Consider the following 16,973-nt stretch of genomic DNA (forward strand, 5'->3'; position numbering starts at 1 on the left):
GGCTGGCGGCTCCTGTCGTTCAGTACCAGGGCACGAAGGCGATTGGCTCCCAAGGCTGAGCAACGCTCAGGCTCGCTAAGCCAATCAGAGACGCTCACCCCTACGCGTGCTGCTCGTGGCCCGACAGGTTGTACACGTGGAAGGCCTGCCCGATGACCGGCTGGGCCACGTTCCGTACGCGGACGCCGCCGCTGGTCATGCCGTGCTCGGTGCCCGCGTGGGCGTGCCCGTGCACGGCGAGGTCGGCGCCGGCGGTGTCGATCGCCTCTGCGAGCAGATAGCTGCCGAGGAACGGATAGATCTCCTGCGGCTCCCCGGCGAGGGTGTCCGGAACGGGCGAGAAGTGGGTCAGGGCGATCCGGACGTCACAGTTGCGGTCGGCCAGGTCCTTCAGGGCGGCGTGCAGACCGTCGGCGCACCGGCGGCTGTAGCGGACGAACTCCTTCATGAGGGGTTCGCCGAATTCCCCGGCGCAGCGTCCGACGAATCCGCCGCCGAAGCCCTTCGTCCCGGCGACCCCGATCCGGGTCTCGCCGGTGCCCACCACGGCGGCCTCTCCCTCCAGGACGTGGGCCCCGGCGTCCTGCAGGATCGCGGTGACCTCCTCGGGCCGTTCGTCGTGGTGGTCGTGGTTGCCCAGGACGGCGACGACCGGCACACCGAGGTCCTTGATCTCCCGTGCGACGACCGCGGCCTCCTCGGCGGTGCCGTGCCGGGTGAGGTCGCCGGCGAGCAGCAGGACGTCGGCGCACTCGCGCAGCGTCTCGAAGGAGGAGCGCAGTGTGCCCTGGCTCTCGGGGCTCATGTGGATGTCCCCGACGGCCGCGACGCGGATCATGTCAGGTCCTCTCCGTGGTCGGGCGAGGAGGTCCCGGCGACGAGGATGTCGCAGTGGACGGGGTGCCCCGCCAGTTCTTCGCGTGCCATGTGGCAGATCTCGTCCCGGCACTGGGTGGACGGCACGGTGCCGGTCAGCAGGATGGCGTCGCCGCGCAGCTCCAGCCGTACGCCGAGTTCCCCGAGGTCACCGGTGGCCAGGCGCTCGGCGAAGTGGGCGACGCGGTAGTCCAGGTTGCCGGCGGCCTGCGGGGGCGGCGGGCTCGTGTCGGTCATGGCTGCCCCTCCTGGGGGTCGATCACGTTCAGCCGTTCGAGGAGGAAGAGGAAGGCGGCCGGCATGGGCTGGTCGCCGCAGGCCACCCGGAGCTCGTCCCAGTCGACCTTCTCGCGGACGGCGCGGGCCACCGGCAGGACGGCCCCGAAATCGCAGTAGTGCTCCGAGAAGGCGCTGATCAGGCTGTGCATCAGGTCGGTCGGGGAGAGGACTGGCATCAGCACCGAGTCGACCGGCAGGACATGGGCGCGGTCGAGCATCTCCTCGGTGACGGGCTGGTGCGCGAGGGCGAAGATGATGTCGATGTTCTGCCCGCGGCAGGTGGTCTTCAGCAGCCAGTCCTCGGGCGGGGTCCGGATGGGCAGGCCGGCCTCGCGCAGGGTCCCGGCCACCGCCTCGGCCTCGTCCCGCAGCACGCAGAAGTCGGCGTCGTGCTGGAGGTAGCGGCTGCCGCCGTGGGCGTACACGGCCACGCTGCCGGCGAGCGCGAAGCGGTGGCCGGCGCGTTTGAGCAGGGCGCCGATCTGCTTGGTGGCCTCCAGGATCGCCTGGCTGCGGTCCTGCGGCAGGTCCGGCTGTCCAGGTCCGGACCCGGTGGGCTGGTCCGGTCCGCCCGTGGCGAGGCGGAGCTCGGTGACCTCCGGTCGCCGGAGGGGAGCGGTGTCCTCCCCGTTGTGTGTCATGGCGGCTCCGTTCGCGGCCCCGGGGCCCGGGTCGGCCGGTCCGGACCCAGGGGCCGTACGGGTACCCGACGCGATCGCACCGACACGGCGCACGGTCGGGCGGTTCCCGGCGGCCCGGTCGTCCGCGACCAGCGGGAACCGACGGTGAGGATCTCTCCGCGGCAAGAGGCGGGACTGCGGTGCCGGCATGATCAGCACTCGGCCGCCCCTGCTCCGTACCGTCTCACCGTCTCACCGGTTGCCGCGTCGTCGGCCTGTGTCCGCACGGGCGTGCATCGTGTCCGGCCCTGGAGCACGCTGGAAGAATGACGCCCTGGCCCAGAGCGGGTTCGCGGCAGCCGTGGCAGTCGGTGCACGCTCTGCTGCTGCTCCCGATCACGCTCATCGTGGTGATCACGGTGGTGGACGTGCAGACCCCCACCAACGTGCACCTGGGCCCAGCCCTGGTGATCGCCCCCGCGATCACCCCTTCCTTCGCCGGGCCACGGACCACGGCGGCCGTCGGAGCGCTGGCACTGGCCGCACAGATCCTGATCGGCTTCACCCACGGCGGGATCGGCACGTCGAACCACGTCGTGCAGATCATCACGCTCGCGGTGCTGACGGTGACGCTGGTGCTCTACAGCGCCCTGCGGGAGCGCCGGCAGGCCCAGCTGGCCCAGGTCCGCACGGTCGCCGAGGCCGCGCAGCACGTCCTGATGTGGCCGCTGCCCGAGCAGATCGGCCCGCTGCGGATCGCCACGCTGTACCTGGCGGCGGAGGACGAGGCGCAGATCGGCGGCGACCTGTACGCGGCGACCCGGTGCGACGGCGCGGTACGCGTCCTGATCGGTGACGTGCGCGGCAAGGGGCTGCCCGCGATCGGTGAGGCCGCGCTGCTGCTGGGCGCCTTCCGGGAGAGCGCCCACCGGCACGTCCCGCTCGAGGAACTGGCCGCCCTGCTGGAGCAGAGTGTCACCCGTTACGCGGCGGACCTGGACCCGCCGGAGGAGGCGGGCGAGCGGTTCGCCACCGCGCTGCTGGTGGAGATCCCGGACCGGGACCCGGTGACCCGGATGACCAGTTGCGGCCATCCGCCGCCGCTGCTGCTGAGCCCCGGCCACGCCGTCACGGTCCCGAGCCTGCACCCGTCCCCGCCGCTCGGGGTGCACGGCAACACCGAACACACGCTGGACGTGTTCTCCTTCGAGCCCGGTGACACCCTGCTCCTGTACACCGACGGCGTGGTGGAGGCCCGGGACGCCCGCGGCCGGTTCTATCCGCTCACCGAACGGGCCGCGCTCTGGACGGACGACGCCCCCGAGGCGCTGATGCACCATGTGCGGCGCGACCTGCTCACTCATGCCGGGGGCCGGCTGGACGACGACGCCGCGCTGATCGCGCTGCACCGCACGGCGGTCGACCGACGCCGCCACCACGGCCGGGTCGCCGGCGCGAACGGCTTCCGGCACGCGTGAGGGCGGCCGGCACCCGCCGGACGGCCCTGGACGGGCGGAGGCCGTGCACGCTCAGAAGCCCTGCACTCTCCACTGCTGCGCATCGGCCCCGCTCTTCGTCCACAACGTCAGCCACGTGCCGTCGGCGAGCGAGTCGCCCTTCGGGGTGATCGCCTTGCCGAGCCGGTTGGTGATCGTGTTGCCGTCCGGGCCGAAGAGTTGCGAGGTCGCGGAGCTGTTGCAGGTCCACAGGGTCAGGACGGCCCCGTCCGTGCCCTCGGCGTCACCCTGCGGGGTCAGGCACTTGCCGCTCGCCTTGTTCACCAGACGCCCGTCGACATAGGCCCAGCGCTGGCTCTCGGCCCCGGTGCAGTGCCAGACGGTGACGATCGTGCCGTTGGCGGTGCCGTCGCCCTGGGGCGTGGCGCAGACGAAGCCGGGCTTGTTGAAGTTGGACATCCAGCCCCAGCCGTCGACCGCCTTGCCCGCGCCGGGGTCGATCGAGAAGACCACCCGGTGCGGCCCGGCCGAGTCCTCCAGCGCCTCGTTCAGCCCCCACAGCCGCCCCGCGTGCGGGTCCCAGGACAGGCTCTCGGTCAGCCACGGCGCCTGGGTGAGGACGTGCGGGGCCTCGCCGGGCCGGGCCACATGGATGCAGGAGAAGCCCGACGGCCAGTAGTCGGGGCAGTCGCCGCTCATGTAGTAGTTCTCGCCGTCGGTGGCCGTGCCCTGCACGTTGTACACGGGCGTGGTGTAGCCCGTGCTGTATGACGACACGCGGGTCGGCAGGTCCGTGCCGAGCTGGGACAGCGGCCAGCGGACGATCCGGGCGCCGCCGGTGGTGCGGTTCTCCACCGACACCAGGGTGGGCGTGCCGGAGGACCGGTCGATGCTGAGGCTGCTCAGGCACAGCACGCCGTTGCCGGGGCCGCAGGCCCTCGGGTTGCCGCCCGGGAACGGCTGGCTGTCGGTGTCCGCAGTGACGTCCGGCTTCGTGGTGTAGCGCGCCACCAGCGGCAGTGCCCAGCGGTGGTAGCGGGCCGAGGTCCGGCCGTCGCCGCCGCTCAGTCCGGTGGCCGAGCCGGTGGTGTCGTTCATGCTCCACAGGTGCGAGAGGTCGTACACCTGCAGTTCGACCCCGTTGGCCACGAAGAGCCGGTCGCCGTACCAGGCGATGCCGTCGGCGTGCGACGTGTAGGCCAGCTCCTTGAAGTTGCCCTGGACCGGCTCCACGAGGGCCACATGGCCGTAACTCACCTGGTCGCCGGTCGACTGTGCGATGGAGATGCGGGTGTACGACTCGTACGGGCTGGCGGGGTCGTCCTTGACGTATTTCCCGAGGTACCAGGAGGCGATGTACAGATGCCGGCCCGCGTACAGGCCGTCGGCGGTGGCGTCGTGCGAGCCGGTGAAGCCCTGCGGCATCCAGCCGCCGACCAGAGTGCCGGAGGAGTCCCGGTCGGTGTAGCCGGTGCGGTCGTCGGCGTCGTCCCAGCAGAAGCCGTCGTACTTGAGCGCGCCGTTCAGCCCGGTGCCGTGGCACAGGGCAGGCCGGCCCGTACGGGAGTTCAGCACATCGGTGACGGAGGCCCGGGCCACGCCGGCGGACTCGGCCGAGGAGATCAGGCCGGACTTGTCGCCGTCCACACGGGTCAGCGTGAAGTCCGCGGTGAAGGGGGCGAGGCCGTCGGCCGCGTGGGCCGACTGTGCGGGCAGCAGCACGGTCGCGGCCAGGGCCGCCGCGCCGAGCGGGGCGAGGAGAAGGCGCCGTAGGCGCCCGAACATGTGTTTCACGGGGCACAGGTTAGTCACAGCGACACACAGCCACCGCCTTCAACTGCCCTCGCGTCAATGCCCAGTTCCTCGACCGGCCCGTCCGGCACGCCCGTTGGGCAGGCGTGAGCCCCGCCCCGAGTGGGGGCGGGGCGGGACCGCACGCCCCCCGGTCAGCGGACCGACTTGAGGTCGGTGATCTTCAGGGTCTTCAGTTCGGACTGGACGTCGATCTTGCTGACCTCGGCGTGCGGCCCGTCGCTCCAGATGAGGGTGACCCGGCTGGTGGCGTGGCCGGCGCCGGAACCGGTGTAGGCCACCTTCCACTTCACCGGCACGTTCTGCGCGAAGAGGATGCCGTCGGCGTGCTCCTTCTTCTCGAAGGCGGCGACTTTCCTCTGCGCGGCGGCGGAGAGGTAGAAGGCACGCAGCGCCTTGGCGGCGTCACCGGCGGACTTGTCGTCGATGGACCAGACGGCGTCGATGTAGGCGCCATAGAAGTCGGCCACGTGCTGGCTGACGTTGCGCGGGTCGCCCTGGGCGGAGGACACGGCGGCGGCACGGGTGGTGCGGCTCGGGCCGGCGCCCGCGAGGGCGGGCGTCACGGCGGCCAGGGTGAGACCGCCGGTGAGGGCGACGGCGGTGATCAGGGTCTTGCGACTGCGGACGGACATAGGTCCCATTCCCCCGGTTTCGGTACGACCGGACTGATCCCGGCCGTCGACGGACTTTAAGACCTCATTTCCCTCGCACCGGTTCCGCTTTCTCTCGGCTTTTTCCCACTCCGTTCCCGGAACATGAGGCAGCCGGATGGTTGTGCCGAATTCCGGTCGCTTTTCCGCGTCCTTTCGGTCATTCCGCCTCGGACGGCCGGCGGGCGTGCGGTCCCTCGACGAGCCGGGCGAGGTTGTCGAGGGCCATGCGGGTGCCCAGTTCGTTGTCCTCGCGGGGGACCTCGTCGGGGATGCCCTCGTGCAGGATCTCCACGTCCGTGCCCCTGTCGGCCGCGGTGAGCGTGGTCGTCATGGTCATGGTGCCGCGCACGGAGTCGTCGTCTGTCTCGAACTCGAACACCTCCACCACCAGTGCATCGGGCACGAGTCTGGCGAAATGGCCGTGATAGGTGTCCGTGTGACCGCCCGACTTGCCCGTGGCGGACGCGTCGTCGTAGGTCAGGGAGACCCGGAAGGTACCGCCCTCCCGGGCGTCGAAGGTGTGGACGCGGGCGGTCATGCCGGCCGGGAAGCGCCAGGCCGCGATCGCGTCGGCGTCGGTCAGGGCCCGGTAGACGGCGTGCGGCGGTGCCTGCACGCGCCGGGAGACTCGGGTGGCGTACATGGGCCCACGCTACCGGCCCGGCAGCCTCCCGACCGCCGTACGGAAAGGGGCGGGGCCGGGGTCCGGGAGGTGGGTGCGGACCCCGGCCCCTGGTCTGTCGGGGCCTGCCGTCGGTGTGTCAGGGCTTACGGGCGACCGCGCCGTACATCGCGATGTCCTCGTCGCGGATGTCGCGCTCTCCGGTGCCGTCGGGATGCCACTTGTGGACCTGGACGATGCCCGGCTCGACCAGCTGAAGGCCCTCGAAGAACTCATGGGCCTCGTCGAGGGTGCGCAGCCGCATCGGCATGTTGCGGGCCGCGTACTCGCGGGCGACGCGACCCACCTCCTCGGGCGCGAACTCGGCGGTGCCGATGGACATCGCCACATAGCTGCCCGAGGGCAGCGGCTCCAGCAACCGGCGTACGACACCGACCGCGTCGTCCTCGTCCAGCATGAAGTGGACGATGGCGATGACGGTGAGCGCGACGGGCTTGTCCAGGTCCAGGGTCTCGCGCAGCTCCGGGGCGTCCAGGATGGCCGCCGGGTCGCGGAAGTCGGCCTCGATGTAGGAGGTACGGCCCTCGGGCGAGCTGGCCAGCAGGCCCTGGGAGAGGGTGAGGACGATCGGGTCGTTGTCGACGTAGACGACCCGGGACTCGCGCGCCACGGCCTGGGCGATCTCGTGCAGGTTGGGCGAGGTGGGGATGCCGGTGCCGATGTCCAGGAACTGGCGCATGCCCGCCTCCTCGGCGAGCCAGCGCACGGCACGGTTCATCCAGTCGCGGTTGGCGCGCATGTGGACCGGGAGCGCGGGCCACTCCCGGGACATGGCGTCACCGGCCTCCTTGTCGGCGGGGTAGTAGTCCTTGCCGCCGAGGATGTAGTCGTAGATGCGGGCGGAGTGGGCATTCTCGGTGTCGATCCGGTCGGCCGGCCATCCGTTGTCGGACACGCCGTTCTCCATTCGGTCGAGGGGGTCGGGGACTCGCGGACGGGGGTGCGGAGGGGGTGTCACAACTCCCTGCGGATCGCGGCGAGCAGGGCCTCGGTCTTCCTCGCGGGCGCGGCCTGGGCGCCGAGCCGGTCCAGCGCCTCCCGGTACACCACGACGTCGTCGGCCTTGTCGAGGTAGAGGGCCCCGACCAGGCCGTTGAGGTACACGATGTCGGGCAGTTCGCGGGCCCGGAACCGGAAGAGGTGGTAGGCGCCCGCCCGCATCGCCGGGTGCGGGCCGTTGGCGAACGGCATGAGCTGCAGGGTCACCTGGGGCAGCCGGTTGACCTCGACGAGGTGGTCGATCTGCGCCCGCATCACCTCCGGTCCGCCGACCGGCCAGCGCAGCGCCGTCTCGTCCATCACCACCCACACCCGCGGCGGTGACTCGCGGGCCAGCAGTTCCTGGCGGCGCATACGCAGCGCGACCCGGCGCTCGGTGGCCTCGGCGGAGACGTGCGGGTTCTCGGCGCCGAGCAGGGCGCGGGCATAGTCCTCGGTCTGCAACAGGCCGTGCACGAACTGGTTCTCGTACGCGCGGATCTGCAACGCGGCCTGTTCCAGGCTGAGATACGCGGCGAACCAGTCGGGCATCACATCGCGATAGGTGTGCCACCAGCCGCGCTTGTTGGCCTCCCGCACGGACTTCAGGAAGGTGTCGATCTCGTCCCGGTCGGCGACGCCGTAGACCTGGAGCAGTTTCTCGGCGTCCGCGAGGCGCAGCCGGGCGACCTTGGCGGCCTCCATGCGGCGGATGGTGGAGTGGCTGACGCCGATGGCGGCGCCCGCGTCGGCGTAGCTGAGGCCGGCTCGGATCCGCAGCTCCTCCAGTTGCCGGCCGAGGATCATGCGCAGGACGGAGGGGGCGCCGCCCCAGTCGGTCTCCGCGGTCATGCCCCCACCCCCTCACCAGGTCACAGGAACACCGTCGCACACGGTCGCTCTCGCGGGCCCATTCGATCACGTTCAGGCCGGAGCAGCATGCACTTCGCCACTTGCAAATTTCAACTTGCCGGTTGCGGAGCGTTGTTGGCGGGTGCGACAGTGGATCCACTGCTCCGGCCGACCCAAGGAGCAGGCGGCGCGGCCGGGTTGGGGGAGACCGGGCCGCAGTAAGGCCTCGTGGGAGGCGTGTCGTCTGCTGCGTGCGGTCGGCCCGACACGGCAACCCCCCACGCGAGGCCGGACGAAAGGCGCACGGCGATGGCTCCGCCCTCCCTCCCCCGACCGCTCCACCATCCACCCGAGAACCGGAGCCCCGCCCGAACACCCCTGCCTCCCGGCCCGTCACGCCTGCCGGCGGTACCCCGCCAGAACCGGTCCGGGGACCGCCCGGACCGCACCCCCGCCTCCGTACAGCACCCGCACCGGTCCCCCACCGACGCGGACCGAGCACCCCTGATGCCGGACGGCGAGAGCCGGTCGGATCGGGCTCAGGACAACACGGACCAGCCACACGCGGCGCCGGACGGTACGGACCAGCCACACCCACCGCTGGACAGCGCAAACCGGCCAACCCGGATCCTGGACAGCACGGATCAGCCACGCCCGGCGCCGGACAGGGCGGACGTCCCGGACCGAGCCGCGGACGACTCCGAGGGCCACTCACATCCCGCCGCGGACTCCGGAGACCAGCTACATCCCGCCGCGGACGACACCGAGGAGGGCCCACGCCCCGCCCCGGGCACCCTGATGCCCCCGTGCCGACCGCCGGTCCCGGCCGGTGTTCTGAGACCACCCGGAGGCGGGCGCCTCGGTCGACTCCCTGGGCCTCTCGGCCCCGACCGGCTCGCCTCCGGGGACCCGCTTCCCCGCTCCGCCGCCGCGTTCGACCTGCCCGCGCAGCCGGCGGCCGTCGGCACGGCCCGGCGTGTCGTACGGGACCTGCTGACCGCCTGGGGTGTGCCGGTCGGCACCCGGGACGACGCGGTCCTGGTGACCTCGGAGCTGGTCACGAACGCGCTCGTGCACGCGGCCGGTGAGCGGATCGCCTGCCGGCTGCACGGTACGGCGGACCGGATACGGATCGAGGTCGAGGACCAGGACGGCGGCCCCACGCTGCCGGCGGCGCTGCGCGCCGGACCGGACGACCAGCACGGGCGCGGGCTCCTGCTGGTCGACGCGCTGAGCCGTGACTGGGGCGTGATGCCGCTGTCCGGCCGGCCCGCCCAAGTCGTCTGGGCGGAGCTGCAGTCCGACCGCGACTGACACCACGGCCACCGCGCCCGACTCGACCACCACGGACCATCCCCCACCAGTCCGAAGGATGCACATGCACACCGCCATGCACACCGCCAGGCACCCCGTCTCCCCCAGCCCGGCCCCGTCCGCCGACCCGTCCTGGACCCGCACCCGCCCCAAGCCGGGCTCCCAGGAGCAGGCCGGCTGACCCCGACCGCCCCGCCGCTCCGCCATTTCACTCCCCCGTCCCAAAACCACCCCCACCCACACCCCACCTGCCCCCGAACCCCGGTACATTCGCCGCCGGTGCGGGTCGTCCGCATCCCTCGGGGCCCGGGTCCGTACGGGTTCCTTGGTCGTCGCGCGGGCCGTTCCGTCGGGGGTGTGCATGGTCTGGTCGGTGATCCGCCGGAGGCGGGCCGCCACGGCCGGCCTTCCCCTGCCCGGGCGGTGCGGGCCCGAGGCGGGCCGGCATGCCCTGGCCACCGAGCGGCTGCTGCTGTTCACGCCCCGGACCCGGCTGGACGTGGCCGCGGCCCTCGCCGCCTGCGCCGATGCCGAGGCGCAGCGCTGGCTCGGCACCCAGGCGGACCATGTCCTGCCCGACCCCGGCACCCGCAAGGCCCTGCTCGCCTGGCGGCCGGCCGGGGACGACGGCCGCCAGGTGCCCCGGATGCTGGCCCAGCCGTACGCACCCGGCCCGGACGATCCCCTGCTGCTCGTCTGCGTGCGCAGGTCGGACCTCGGCTATGCCGGCGCCCTCGAACTGGAGCACCGCACGGGCGAGATGGGCGGCTGGCTGGCGCCGGCCTGCCGTGGCCAGGGCCTGGGCGCGGAGTTGTTCCGCGCGGGCGTGGCTCTTGCGCACACCCATGCCGGACTGAGCACGGTCCGGGCGGGTGCGGAGACCGGGAACACCGCGAGCCGGCGGGCCCTGGCCCGGGCCGGCTTCGTACCGGACGAGGGGCCGCCCCGGCACACCCTGCCCGACGGCCGTGTGGTCGAGGCCGTCTGGCACCGCCACGACAGCGCGGCGGCGTTCCGCTGCCGCTGACGACCACCCGATCACTCCACCCCTCACGGAGAGCCGACGTGACAGGCCCCGGATTCGGCCCGCGGCGGATCGACACCGGCAAGCCGCACTCGGCGCGGATGTACGACTGGTTCCTGGACGGCAAGGACCACTACGTCGTGGACGCCGAGGCCGCGGGCAGGGTGCTGGAGCTCTTCCCGGGCGTCAAGGACACGGCCTGGGCGAACCGCGAGTTCGGGTGTCGTACCGGCCACGCGCCGGCAGCCCGAGCCGGGGATGCGGGTCCTTCAGGAGCAGCCGGTGTATGCCGGGGTGGCCTGCAGGGCCTGAGGCGGGCGGAGCCGGGTGCGGTCGGCCGTGCCGGACTCCTGACGTGCGCATATGCTGCGAAATGCCGCCCGAAAGGAGTGTCCATGGCCGCCCTTCCCACCCTCGAGGACGCAACGGCTTCGCTGAGGACGGCTCAGTGCCCGGCGCGTGCGTGGGTGTCCAACGCCTCGGCGGCGGTGCGCAGTTGCTTCGCCGCCGTGGTGCAGGCGGCGGCATGCCGCTTCAGGGTGGGACGGCTCCAGTCGGGTGCCGCCAGGCAGCCGCTCAGGGTGGCCGCGGTGGCCAGGAGCCGCCGGGCGTAGCCGTCCATGAGGTCGGCGTCGGCCCGCAGGGTGGCGGCGTGGGCGAGTAGTTCGTCGGCCGAGGCCGTGGTCGCTCGGGGGGATTCGGTCACCATGGCGGCTCCCACTCGACTGGGGCAAGGGCAGGGGTTTCAGCGTGGCAGGAGGGCGCCGGCGCTGCGGTGGAGCAGGAACTGGGGGCAGCTCAGGACGAACCGGGGCCGGGCCCGGTCGATGCCGAGCCGGCGCAGCTGTCCGGCGAGGGGTTCGGCCGCCGCGGTGTCCAGCCGCAGCCGCACGCCGGTGCCGCGGTGCAGCCGCAGCCTGCCGTGCGCGCGGACCAGGGTGCGTACGGTGCTCGCTGCCCGGCGGCCGTAGAGGATCCAGTCGGCCTCCGGGCAGCGGATGCCCGGTCCGAGCCGGCCCTCGACGGTGAGCCCGAGGTCCCGGGACCGGACGTCGATCCGCCGGCCCGTCAGGTCGGCCTCGGCGGTGGTCCGCATCGCGGGCTGGCCCCAGATCTCCCGGGCAACCACGCGGGCCTCGTCGCTGGTGACGGCGAGGGAGAGGACGTAACGGCCGGTGCGGCGCAGGTCGACGCGGCGCAGCAGATCCGCGGCGACGTCGTACGGGCGCGGCCGCCACAGGTCGTCGACCACGAGGGACAGGGCGATCTCGGTGTACGGGCCGATCGTGGAACAGCGGTGCTCGTAGAGCGACAGCACGGCGAGGGCCCCTCGGCCGAGCCGGCTCGGGGCCGGCCAGGTGGCGTCGGGCAGCAGGCCGCGCGCCGCGTCGGCGGAGACGGGGAAGCAGAGATGGGCGGCGGCGGAGTCGTAGTAGCGCACCGGCACGTCGACCGGGCCGGCCGTCGTCGGGATCGAGGTGGTCGGCAGGGCGAGGAACGGGTAGCCCTCGGGCGGGTGGGCGCGGTCCTTGAGCTGGTAGGCCTGGGTGCGCACGATCGGGCCGCGGTACGGCGTGAGCGCCGCGTCGACGTCCTCGCGGGCCTCGGGGACCACCGTGCGCAGATGCTCGATGTACTCGCGGAGCATGTGGCACAGCGGGAACTCGCGGGTGGGCCCGGCGTAGTCGACCGCGTACCAGTGCGGGTGCGGGTCGAACAGGGAGCCCGCCCTGCGGCCGTCCGGCACGGGAACGATGTCGTGCTGGTTGGTGATGCCTGCGACCCAGGTGCGCGGGTCGGCGGGCTTCATGGTGTCGACCGGCGAGCCGACGGCGACGACGTGCGTGACCCGGTAGGTGCGGCAGAACTCCTCGTCCTGGGCGAGGTTCATCAGCGCGATCCCGCCCTCGCCGTGCCCGATCAGCGCGAGGTCGGCGCCGCGCGGGATGCCGTAGTCCGCCAGGGCGAGCAGGACCGAGCGGGTGTAGGGCGAGTCGGTCGTGAACAGGTTCCGCCAGGCGCCGACGACGTCCTGCGGGGAGTGACTGCGCGGCCGGCCCGGCGTCATGCCGGGCGCCTGGACGACATAGCGGACGACACCGTCGGGACCGCGCACGTTCTGCACGAGGATCCGCCCGTCGGTGGACAGCACCTCGATGTTGCGCAGAAACCCGAGGAACGAGCCCTCGGTGGCGATGAACTGCTTCTCCTGGTCCGTGAGGTCGACGGCCTCGGCCGCGCCCTGCTCCTGGTCCGTGTGCGCCTGCTGCGAGGCGCTGATCCCCTGCGGCGGATCGGCGGCCGGCTCGCGCCCCGCCGCGGGCGCCCAGCCGGTCTCGCCGTTCTTCGGGTCCTCGTCCAGCAGGGCGCGGACGGCGAGCAGTTCGGCCATCAGCGGGGCCAGCCCGGACAGGGCTCGCTGGGCGCCCTGGTCCCGGAAGAGCGCGCGCAGGGCCCGTACGGCGTCCAGGTCGCGGTCGGCGGTGACGGCCTCCATCAGCCGGCGCATGCCCGGGTCGCGTGCGAACTCGGGGTGGTCGACGAGCAGGGCGGCGATCCTCAGGCGCAGCGAGGTGACGGCGACCCGCGCGGCCACGTTCTCCCGGCCCAGCACCTCACCGGCCGCGTCGAGCACCTGGCGCATGCCTTTCGGCGCGCTGGTCGCCGGGCCGCCGAGGCCCTCCTTGTTCGTCAGGGCCCGCATAAGCGCCCACTGGGCGGCGAGGCCGGTACGGGGACGGCGGCGCGCGGAGGCGGTCAGGGGCGGCGCGGACAACGCGGTGCCGGTGCGCGCGGACACCGCGCGGATGCCCTCGGCGACGTCCACCACGTCGCGTGCGCACCGGCGCAGCAGCTCTCCGGCGTCCTGACCGTCCCGCGCGGGCCGTCCGGGTGCGTGGCCGTCCGCTCGCATCCGACGCTCCCTCGTTCGACGACGTACGACGACACATGACAGGGTTCAGCCACGCCGGAGGGCGCGACCCCGGTCCCATCCTCGGCCAGGGACACCGGGCCCGCACCTTGATCCGTCCAGGTAGCGGACGCCCGCCGAGCGCATGTCGCGCACCGGGCCTGGGCGCCGCGGGCGTACGGCTGCCGCATGATCGCGGCATGTGCAGGAGGACAGAGCGGTCTACAGGGCCTTCTGCCCGCGCCGGTGACCGCGCGTAACCGTACGAAGATCACTCCGGTGGCCGTCCGCGGGCCCCCGCGCTCGCCTGGCGCTCGCCCAACTCACGCCCCGGGCATCAACCCCGCCGCGACCGTGGCCCCGAGTTCCCAGCACGCCTCCGTGTCGGCCTTGCCGGGTTCGCCGGTGACCGTCACCGCGTCGGCCGCGCGGCGCCAGCCGAGGCCGGTGGTGACGGCCTCGATGGCGCGGACGGCGCCGGTGACGTCGTTGCCGCCGTGGACGTAGTAACCGAACGGCCGGCCTCGGGTCTCGTCCAGGCAGGGGTAGTAGATCTGGTCGAAGAAATGCTTCAGCGCGCCGGACATGTACCCGAGGTTCGCCGGTGTGCCGAGCAGATAGCCGTCGGCCGCCAGCACGTCGGCGGCGGTCGCGGACAGAGCCGCCCGGCGGACCACGCGGACGCCCTCGATCTCCGGTGTCGTGGCGCCGGAGACGACGGCCTCGAACAGAGCTTGGCAGTTGGGCGACGGGGTGTGATGGACGATCAGCAAGGTAGGCACACCCCGCACCCTGCCGTGCCCCCGCGGCGCCTCGCAAACGGCGGGCGTGGCGGCCGGTGCTGCGGGGTAGAGCCTGTGCACGGGGAGGACGGGAGGGGCTGCCGTGACCAGAGCGGGTGCACCGGAGGCCGGATTCCGCCCGGACCGGCTGCCGGCTGGCTACCGGTGGCGGCCGGCGACCACCGCCGACGTCGACGCGATCCACCGCCTCGTCGCCACGTACGAACACGCGCTGCACGGCCGCGCCGTCACCGGGGCCGACCGGATCACCGCCGAACTCACCCTGCCCGGTCTGCGGCCGCAGGACGACACGGTGCTCGTGCACGACGGCACGGGCGCGCCGGCCGGCTACGGCTGGGTGAAGGGGCGACGGGCCAGGGTTCATGTGCACCCCGGGCACCAGGGCCGGGGGCTCGGCGGTGCGCTGCTCGACTGGACCGAGACCAGGGCCCGGCGAGCGGGCGGCGACCGGCTCGCGCAGACGGTCCCCGACGGCGACGGCGCCGCGACCGCGCTACTGCGGGCCGGCGGGTACTCCCGGCTGGTCACCGAGTGGCTGCTCCAGATCGCGCTGCCGCACGAACCGGAAGTGCACGATCCGCCGGCGGGCATCACCGTACGGCCGTTCCGGCACGGCGACGAACAGGCCGTCTACCAGCTCACCGAGGACGCGTTCGACGAGTGGCAGCCGCGGCGCAAGACCTACACGGAATGGGCGCGGCACTCCGTCGAACGCACCACGTTCCTGCCCGCTGCGTCACCGCTCGCCTTCGCCGGCGGCCAACTGGTCGGGGCCGTGCTGTCGCTGGACGTTCCGGGCCACGACGAGGGATACGTCGAGCGGGTCGCGGTACGGCGCGACCACCGCGACCGGGGCATCGCCCGCACGCTGCTGCACGAGGCGTTCCGCACCTTCCACCGCCGCGGCAGGCCGGCCTGCACCCTGTGGACCCACTCCGACACCGGTGCGCTCTCGCTGTACGAGCGCCTGGGCATGACGGTCCAGCGCAGCTCCACCGTCTACGGCAAGCCGCTCCTCACCGAATGACCGGGGGCCGAGGCGAACTGCGCGGAAAACGCGTTCGGCGTTGTCGGTGCCCTCGGTTACAGTTGCGCCCCTGAACAGGAGGGGAGCGGGGAGTGCAGGTCAGGGTGGGGTCCGTGCGGGGCGCGGTGGTCGTGGCGGTGGCGCTTGCGGCCGTGCTCGGCGGGTGCGCGAAGTCGGCGGACGGTGACGGGAGGAACACCTCGAGCGCGTCCCCGGCCGCCAAGGGCGAAGGGGCCAAGGGGACGGCGAGAGCGAGCGGCGGTTCGATCGGCGCGGCCGGTTCGGCCTGCGAACTGCCCGTCCGTTTCGACATCGCCAAGGACTGGAAGGCCAAGGCCATCGACGCCGAGGCGGAGCTGTCGAAGGCGTCGAAGGGCTCTGACGGCGACCTGAGCGGGTCGCTCGCCGACGCCTTCCTGCGCCAGGGGCCGGTTACCGCGGCCTGCGAGATCGACGCCAAGCCGGCGGGCAACATCGGCTTCCTGCGCGTGTGGACCGGCAGGGCGGGGAAGGCCGACGCGGGCAGCGTGCTGCGGGAGTTCGTCGCCGCCGAGGACAACGTCAGCACGGAGAAGTACCACTCCTTCAGGACCGCCAGCGGCGTGACCGGCGTGGAGGTCGAGTACCTCTACACCAGCAAGCTTCTGGACGAGACGAAGACCGAGACCGCGCTCGCGGTCAGCACGCCCGACGGCCCGGTCGTCCTGCACCTCGGCGGCATGGACACCGAGGAGCACGAGGCGATGCGGCCCGCCTACGAACTCGCCAAGCAGACGCTTCAGTTGACCTGAGCTCCACCGCTCGGAGGCGCTCAGCCCACGGTCGTGGACCGGCCCAGGTAGGTGAGAGGGCCGGCGTCCGCGACCGGGATCTCCTGGAAGCCCAGGCGGTCGTAGAAGGCGCGGGCCGCGGTGTTGACGGTGACCATGCCGAGATGGACGGCCTGAACGCCCTGTCCGCGCAGGGCGTTCAGGAAGGTGTGCATCAGCCGGCGGCCGTGGCCCCGCCCATGCCAGGACGGCAGCAGGTCGATGTGCAGATGGGCGGGATGACCGGCGAGTTCGGGGACGAGCATGCGCTCCGGGTGGTGCAGGAGACGGATCATCTCCGCGGTGCGCGTGCGGGGCGGCTCGGTGGGTTCCGGGGCCGGGTAGCGGTCGGCCAGCCGGGGGATCCAGGTCCGGCGGAAGTCCTCGACGAAGCGCTCGGTGTCCGCCGTGCCGACGATGTAGCCCACGGCCCGGCCCGTGCCGTCGTCCAGCACGAAGGCGAGATCCGGGCCGAAGTGACAGTACGGCTCGGCGAAGAGCGCGGGCATCAGGCGCTCGTCGGGGTAGAGGGCGCGGGAGTCGCCGCCGTTGTGCGCGGTACGGACACAGACGTCGGCCACCGCGGCGCGGTCGGCGGGGTGGTAGGGGCGGATGACGGGGGTGGGAGGGAGAGGGGGCATGGTGTCATCCTGGGGTCTTTGGGAGCGCTCCCACAAGTCGCTTCTCACAGGCCGTCGTTGACGGACCGCTCTAATACTGCAACCGCATCTGGGGGTTGTGGCCTCGACGTTTGTAGTGGGAACGGCGGGCTCGGGCTTGGCTGTGTCTACGGAAGTGTGACCAGTGCAGATGGTGTTCGTTGGTGTGGTGGCGGGGCGTGATGACGATGTGCCCGATCAACCGGCGGATCTC

At 72.6% G+C, this 16,973-nt stretch carries 17 protein-coding genes and 1 pseudogene; 6 read left to right on the plus strand and 12 right to left on the minus strand.

Translation table 11 applies throughout. The features are described 5' to 3' along the window. Positions 1–100 precede the first annotated feature (100 nt). The 3 genes from AB0M27_RS42185 to AB0M27_RS42195 are packed head-to-tail and all read right to left on the minus strand — an operon-like array spanning position 101 to position 1,796. Entirely contained in the window at positions 101–838 is a 738-nt protein-coding gene (locus AB0M27_RS42185; RefSeq protein WP_365730587.1) for a metallophosphoesterase, read from the minus strand. After that, positions 835–1,113 carry a hypothetical protein gene (locus tag AB0M27_RS42190; protein ID WP_365730589.1) on the minus strand — a complete coding sequence of 93 codons (279 nt, stop codon included), beginning with the start codon at positions 1,111–1,113 and terminating at the stop codon, positions 835–837. The genes AB0M27_RS42185 and AB0M27_RS42190 overlap by 4 nt, the downstream gene beginning before the upstream one ends. Further along, positions 1,110–1,796 carry a hypothetical protein gene (locus AB0M27_RS42195; RefSeq protein ID WP_365730591.1) on the minus strand — a complete coding sequence of 229 codons (687 nt, stop codon included), beginning with the start codon at positions 1,794–1,796 and terminating at the stop codon, positions 1,110–1,112. The genes AB0M27_RS42190 and AB0M27_RS42195 overlap by 4 nt, the downstream gene beginning before the upstream one ends. A 305-nt stretch (positions 1,797–2,101) precedes the next feature. Here AB0M27_RS42195 and AB0M27_RS42200 point away from each other — a divergent pair, with 305 nt between their 5' ends. Then, complete coding sequence (locus AB0M27_RS42200) at positions 2,102–3,253, plus strand: PP2C family protein-serine/threonine phosphatase (protein ID WP_365730593.1); 1,152 nt, start codon at positions 2,102–2,104, stop codon at positions 3,251–3,253. 51 nt (positions 3,254–3,304) lie between these two features. On the opposite strand, the gene AB0M27_RS42205 is transcribed toward AB0M27_RS42200, so the two are convergent. The 5 genes from AB0M27_RS42205 to AB0M27_RS42225 form a co-directional block, all read right to left on the minus strand. Next, on the minus strand, positions 3,305–5,017 hold the full coding sequence (locus AB0M27_RS42205) for an RICIN domain-containing protein (protein ID WP_365730617.1): 1,713 nt from the start codon (positions 5,015–5,017) through the stop codon (positions 3,305–3,307). 161 nt (positions 5,018–5,178) lie between these two features. Further along, positions 5,179–5,679 (minus strand): hypothetical protein, encoded by a 501-nt coding sequence (locus AB0M27_RS42210; protein ID WP_365730595.1) that lies wholly within the window; start codon positions 5,677–5,679, stop codon positions 5,179–5,181. 178 nt (positions 5,680–5,857) lie between these two features. Then, complete coding sequence (locus AB0M27_RS42215) at positions 5,858–6,343, minus strand: SRPBCC domain-containing protein (protein WP_365730597.1); 486 nt, start codon at positions 6,341–6,343, stop codon at positions 5,858–5,860. A gap of 118 nt (positions 6,344–6,461) precedes the next feature. Beyond that, complete coding sequence (locus AB0M27_RS42220; RefSeq protein WP_365730599.1) at positions 6,462–7,277, minus strand: SAM-dependent methyltransferase; 816 nt, start codon at positions 7,275–7,277, stop codon at positions 6,462–6,464. Between the two features lie 59 nt (positions 7,278–7,336). Further along, positions 7,337–8,212: a helix-turn-helix transcriptional regulator gene (locus tag AB0M27_RS42225; protein ID WP_365730601.1), complete on the minus strand. Its 876-nt coding sequence runs from the start codon at positions 8,210–8,212 to the stop codon at positions 7,337–7,339. Between the two features lie 798 nt (positions 8,213–9,010). On the opposite strand from AB0M27_RS42225, the gene AB0M27_RS42230 reads away from it, so the two are divergent. The 3 genes and pseudogenes from AB0M27_RS42230 to AB0M27_RS42240 all read left to right on the plus strand — a co-directional run. After that, positions 9,011–9,526, plus strand: coding sequence for an ATP-binding protein (locus AB0M27_RS42230; RefSeq protein ID WP_365730603.1), 516 nt, complete (start codon positions 9,011–9,013; stop codon positions 9,524–9,526). Between the two features lie 373 nt (positions 9,527–9,899). Further along, positions 9,900–10,553 carry a GNAT family protein gene (locus tag AB0M27_RS42235; RefSeq protein ID WP_365730605.1) on the plus strand — a complete coding sequence of 218 codons (654 nt, stop codon included), beginning with the start codon at positions 9,900–9,902 and terminating at the stop codon, positions 10,551–10,553. A gap of 38 nt (positions 10,554–10,591) precedes the next feature. Continuing rightward, positions 10,592–10,786 (plus strand): annotated as a pseudogene (locus AB0M27_RS42240) (SAM-dependent methyltransferase); the annotation flags it as partial. A gap of 209 nt (positions 10,787–10,995) precedes the next feature. Here AB0M27_RS42240 and AB0M27_RS42245 read toward each other — a convergent pair. From AB0M27_RS42245 to AB0M27_RS42255, 3 genes are all read right to left on the minus strand, one after another. Next, positions 10,996–11,259, minus strand: coding sequence for a hypothetical protein (locus AB0M27_RS42245; RefSeq protein ID WP_365730621.1), 264 nt, complete (start codon positions 11,257–11,259; stop codon positions 10,996–10,998). A gap of 36 nt (positions 11,260–11,295) precedes the next feature. Beyond that, positions 11,296–13,464, minus strand: a complete 2,169-nt coding sequence (locus AB0M27_RS42250; RefSeq protein ID WP_365730607.1) for an acetoacetate decarboxylase family protein — start codon at positions 13,462–13,464, stop codon at positions 11,296–11,298. A gap of 320 nt (positions 13,465–13,784) precedes the next feature. Continuing rightward, on the minus strand, positions 13,785–14,243 hold the full coding sequence (locus AB0M27_RS42255; protein ID WP_365730609.1) for an NAD(P)H-dependent oxidoreductase: 459 nt from the start codon (positions 14,241–14,243) through the stop codon (positions 13,785–13,787). 103 nt (positions 14,244–14,346) lie between these two features. Here AB0M27_RS42255 and AB0M27_RS42260 point away from each other — a divergent pair, with 103 nt between their 5' ends. After that, positions 14,347–15,291, plus strand: coding sequence for a GNAT family N-acetyltransferase (locus tag AB0M27_RS42260; protein ID WP_365730613.1), 945 nt, complete (start codon positions 14,347–14,349; stop codon positions 15,289–15,291). Positions 15,292–15,395: 104 nt separating this feature from the next. Further along, complete coding sequence (locus AB0M27_RS42265) at positions 15,396–16,082, plus strand: lipoprotein (RefSeq protein ID WP_365730619.1); 687 nt, start codon at positions 15,396–15,398, stop codon at positions 16,080–16,082. 20 nt (positions 16,083–16,102) lie between these two features. Here the strand turns inward: AB0M27_RS42265 and AB0M27_RS42270 are convergent, their stop codons facing one another. Beyond that, the gene (locus tag AB0M27_RS42270; RefSeq protein ID WP_365730615.1) at positions 16,103–16,741 is read right to left on the minus strand and encodes a GNAT family N-acetyltransferase; all 639 of its coding nucleotides are present in this window, start codon (positions 16,739–16,741) and stop codon (positions 16,103–16,105) included. Between the last annotated feature and the right edge of the window lie 232 nt (positions 16,742–16,973).

This window comes from Streptomyces sp. NPDC052107 (genome assembly GCF_040680215.1).
Lineage (GTDB): Bacteria > Actinomycetota > Actinomycetes > Streptomycetales > Streptomycetaceae > Streptomyces.

Excerpts from the sequence above, each read along its gene's own strand:
- AB0M27_RS42185 (WP_365730587.1), bottom strand. The coding sequence starts at position 838 with ATGATCCGCGTCGCGGCCGTCGGGGACATCCACATGAGCCCCGAGAGC.
- AB0M27_RS42190 (WP_365730589.1), bottom strand. The coding sequence starts at position 1,113 with ATGACCGACACGAGCCCGCCGCCCCCGCAGGCCGCCGGCAACCTGGAC.
- AB0M27_RS42195 (WP_365730591.1), bottom strand. The coding sequence starts at position 1,796 with ATGACACACAACGGGGAGGACACCGCTCCCCTCCGGCGACCGGAGGTC.
- AB0M27_RS42200 (WP_365730593.1), top strand. The coding sequence starts at position 2,102 with ATGACGCCCTGGCCCAGAGCGGGTTCGCGGCAGCCGTGGCAGTCGGTG.
- AB0M27_RS42205 (WP_365730617.1), bottom strand. The coding sequence starts at position 5,017 with ATGTTCGGGCGCCTACGGCGCCTTCTCCTCGCCCCGCTCGGCGCGGCG.
- AB0M27_RS42210 (WP_365730595.1), bottom strand. The coding sequence starts at position 5,679 with ATGTCCGTCCGCAGTCGCAAGACCCTGATCACCGCCGTCGCCCTCACC.
- AB0M27_RS42215 (WP_365730597.1), bottom strand. The coding sequence starts at position 6,343 with ATGTACGCCACCCGAGTCTCCCGGCGCGTGCAGGCACCGCCGCACGCC.
- AB0M27_RS42225 (WP_365730601.1), bottom strand. The coding sequence starts at position 8,212 with ATGACCGCGGAGACCGACTGGGGCGGCGCCCCCTCCGTCCTGCGCATG.
- AB0M27_RS42230 (WP_365730603.1), top strand. The coding sequence starts at position 9,011 with ATGCCCCCGTGCCGACCGCCGGTCCCGGCCGGTGTTCTGAGACCACCC.
- AB0M27_RS42245 (WP_365730621.1), bottom strand. The coding sequence starts at position 11,259 with ATGGTGACCGAATCCCCCCGAGCGACCACGGCCTCGGCCGACGAACTA.
- AB0M27_RS42250 (WP_365730607.1), bottom strand. The coding sequence starts at position 13,464 with ATGCGAGCGGACGGCCACGCACCCGGACGGCCCGCGCGGGACGGTCAG.
- AB0M27_RS42270 (WP_365730615.1), bottom strand. The coding sequence starts at position 16,741 with ATGCCCCCTCTCCCTCCCACCCCCGTCATCCGCCCCTACCACCCCGCC.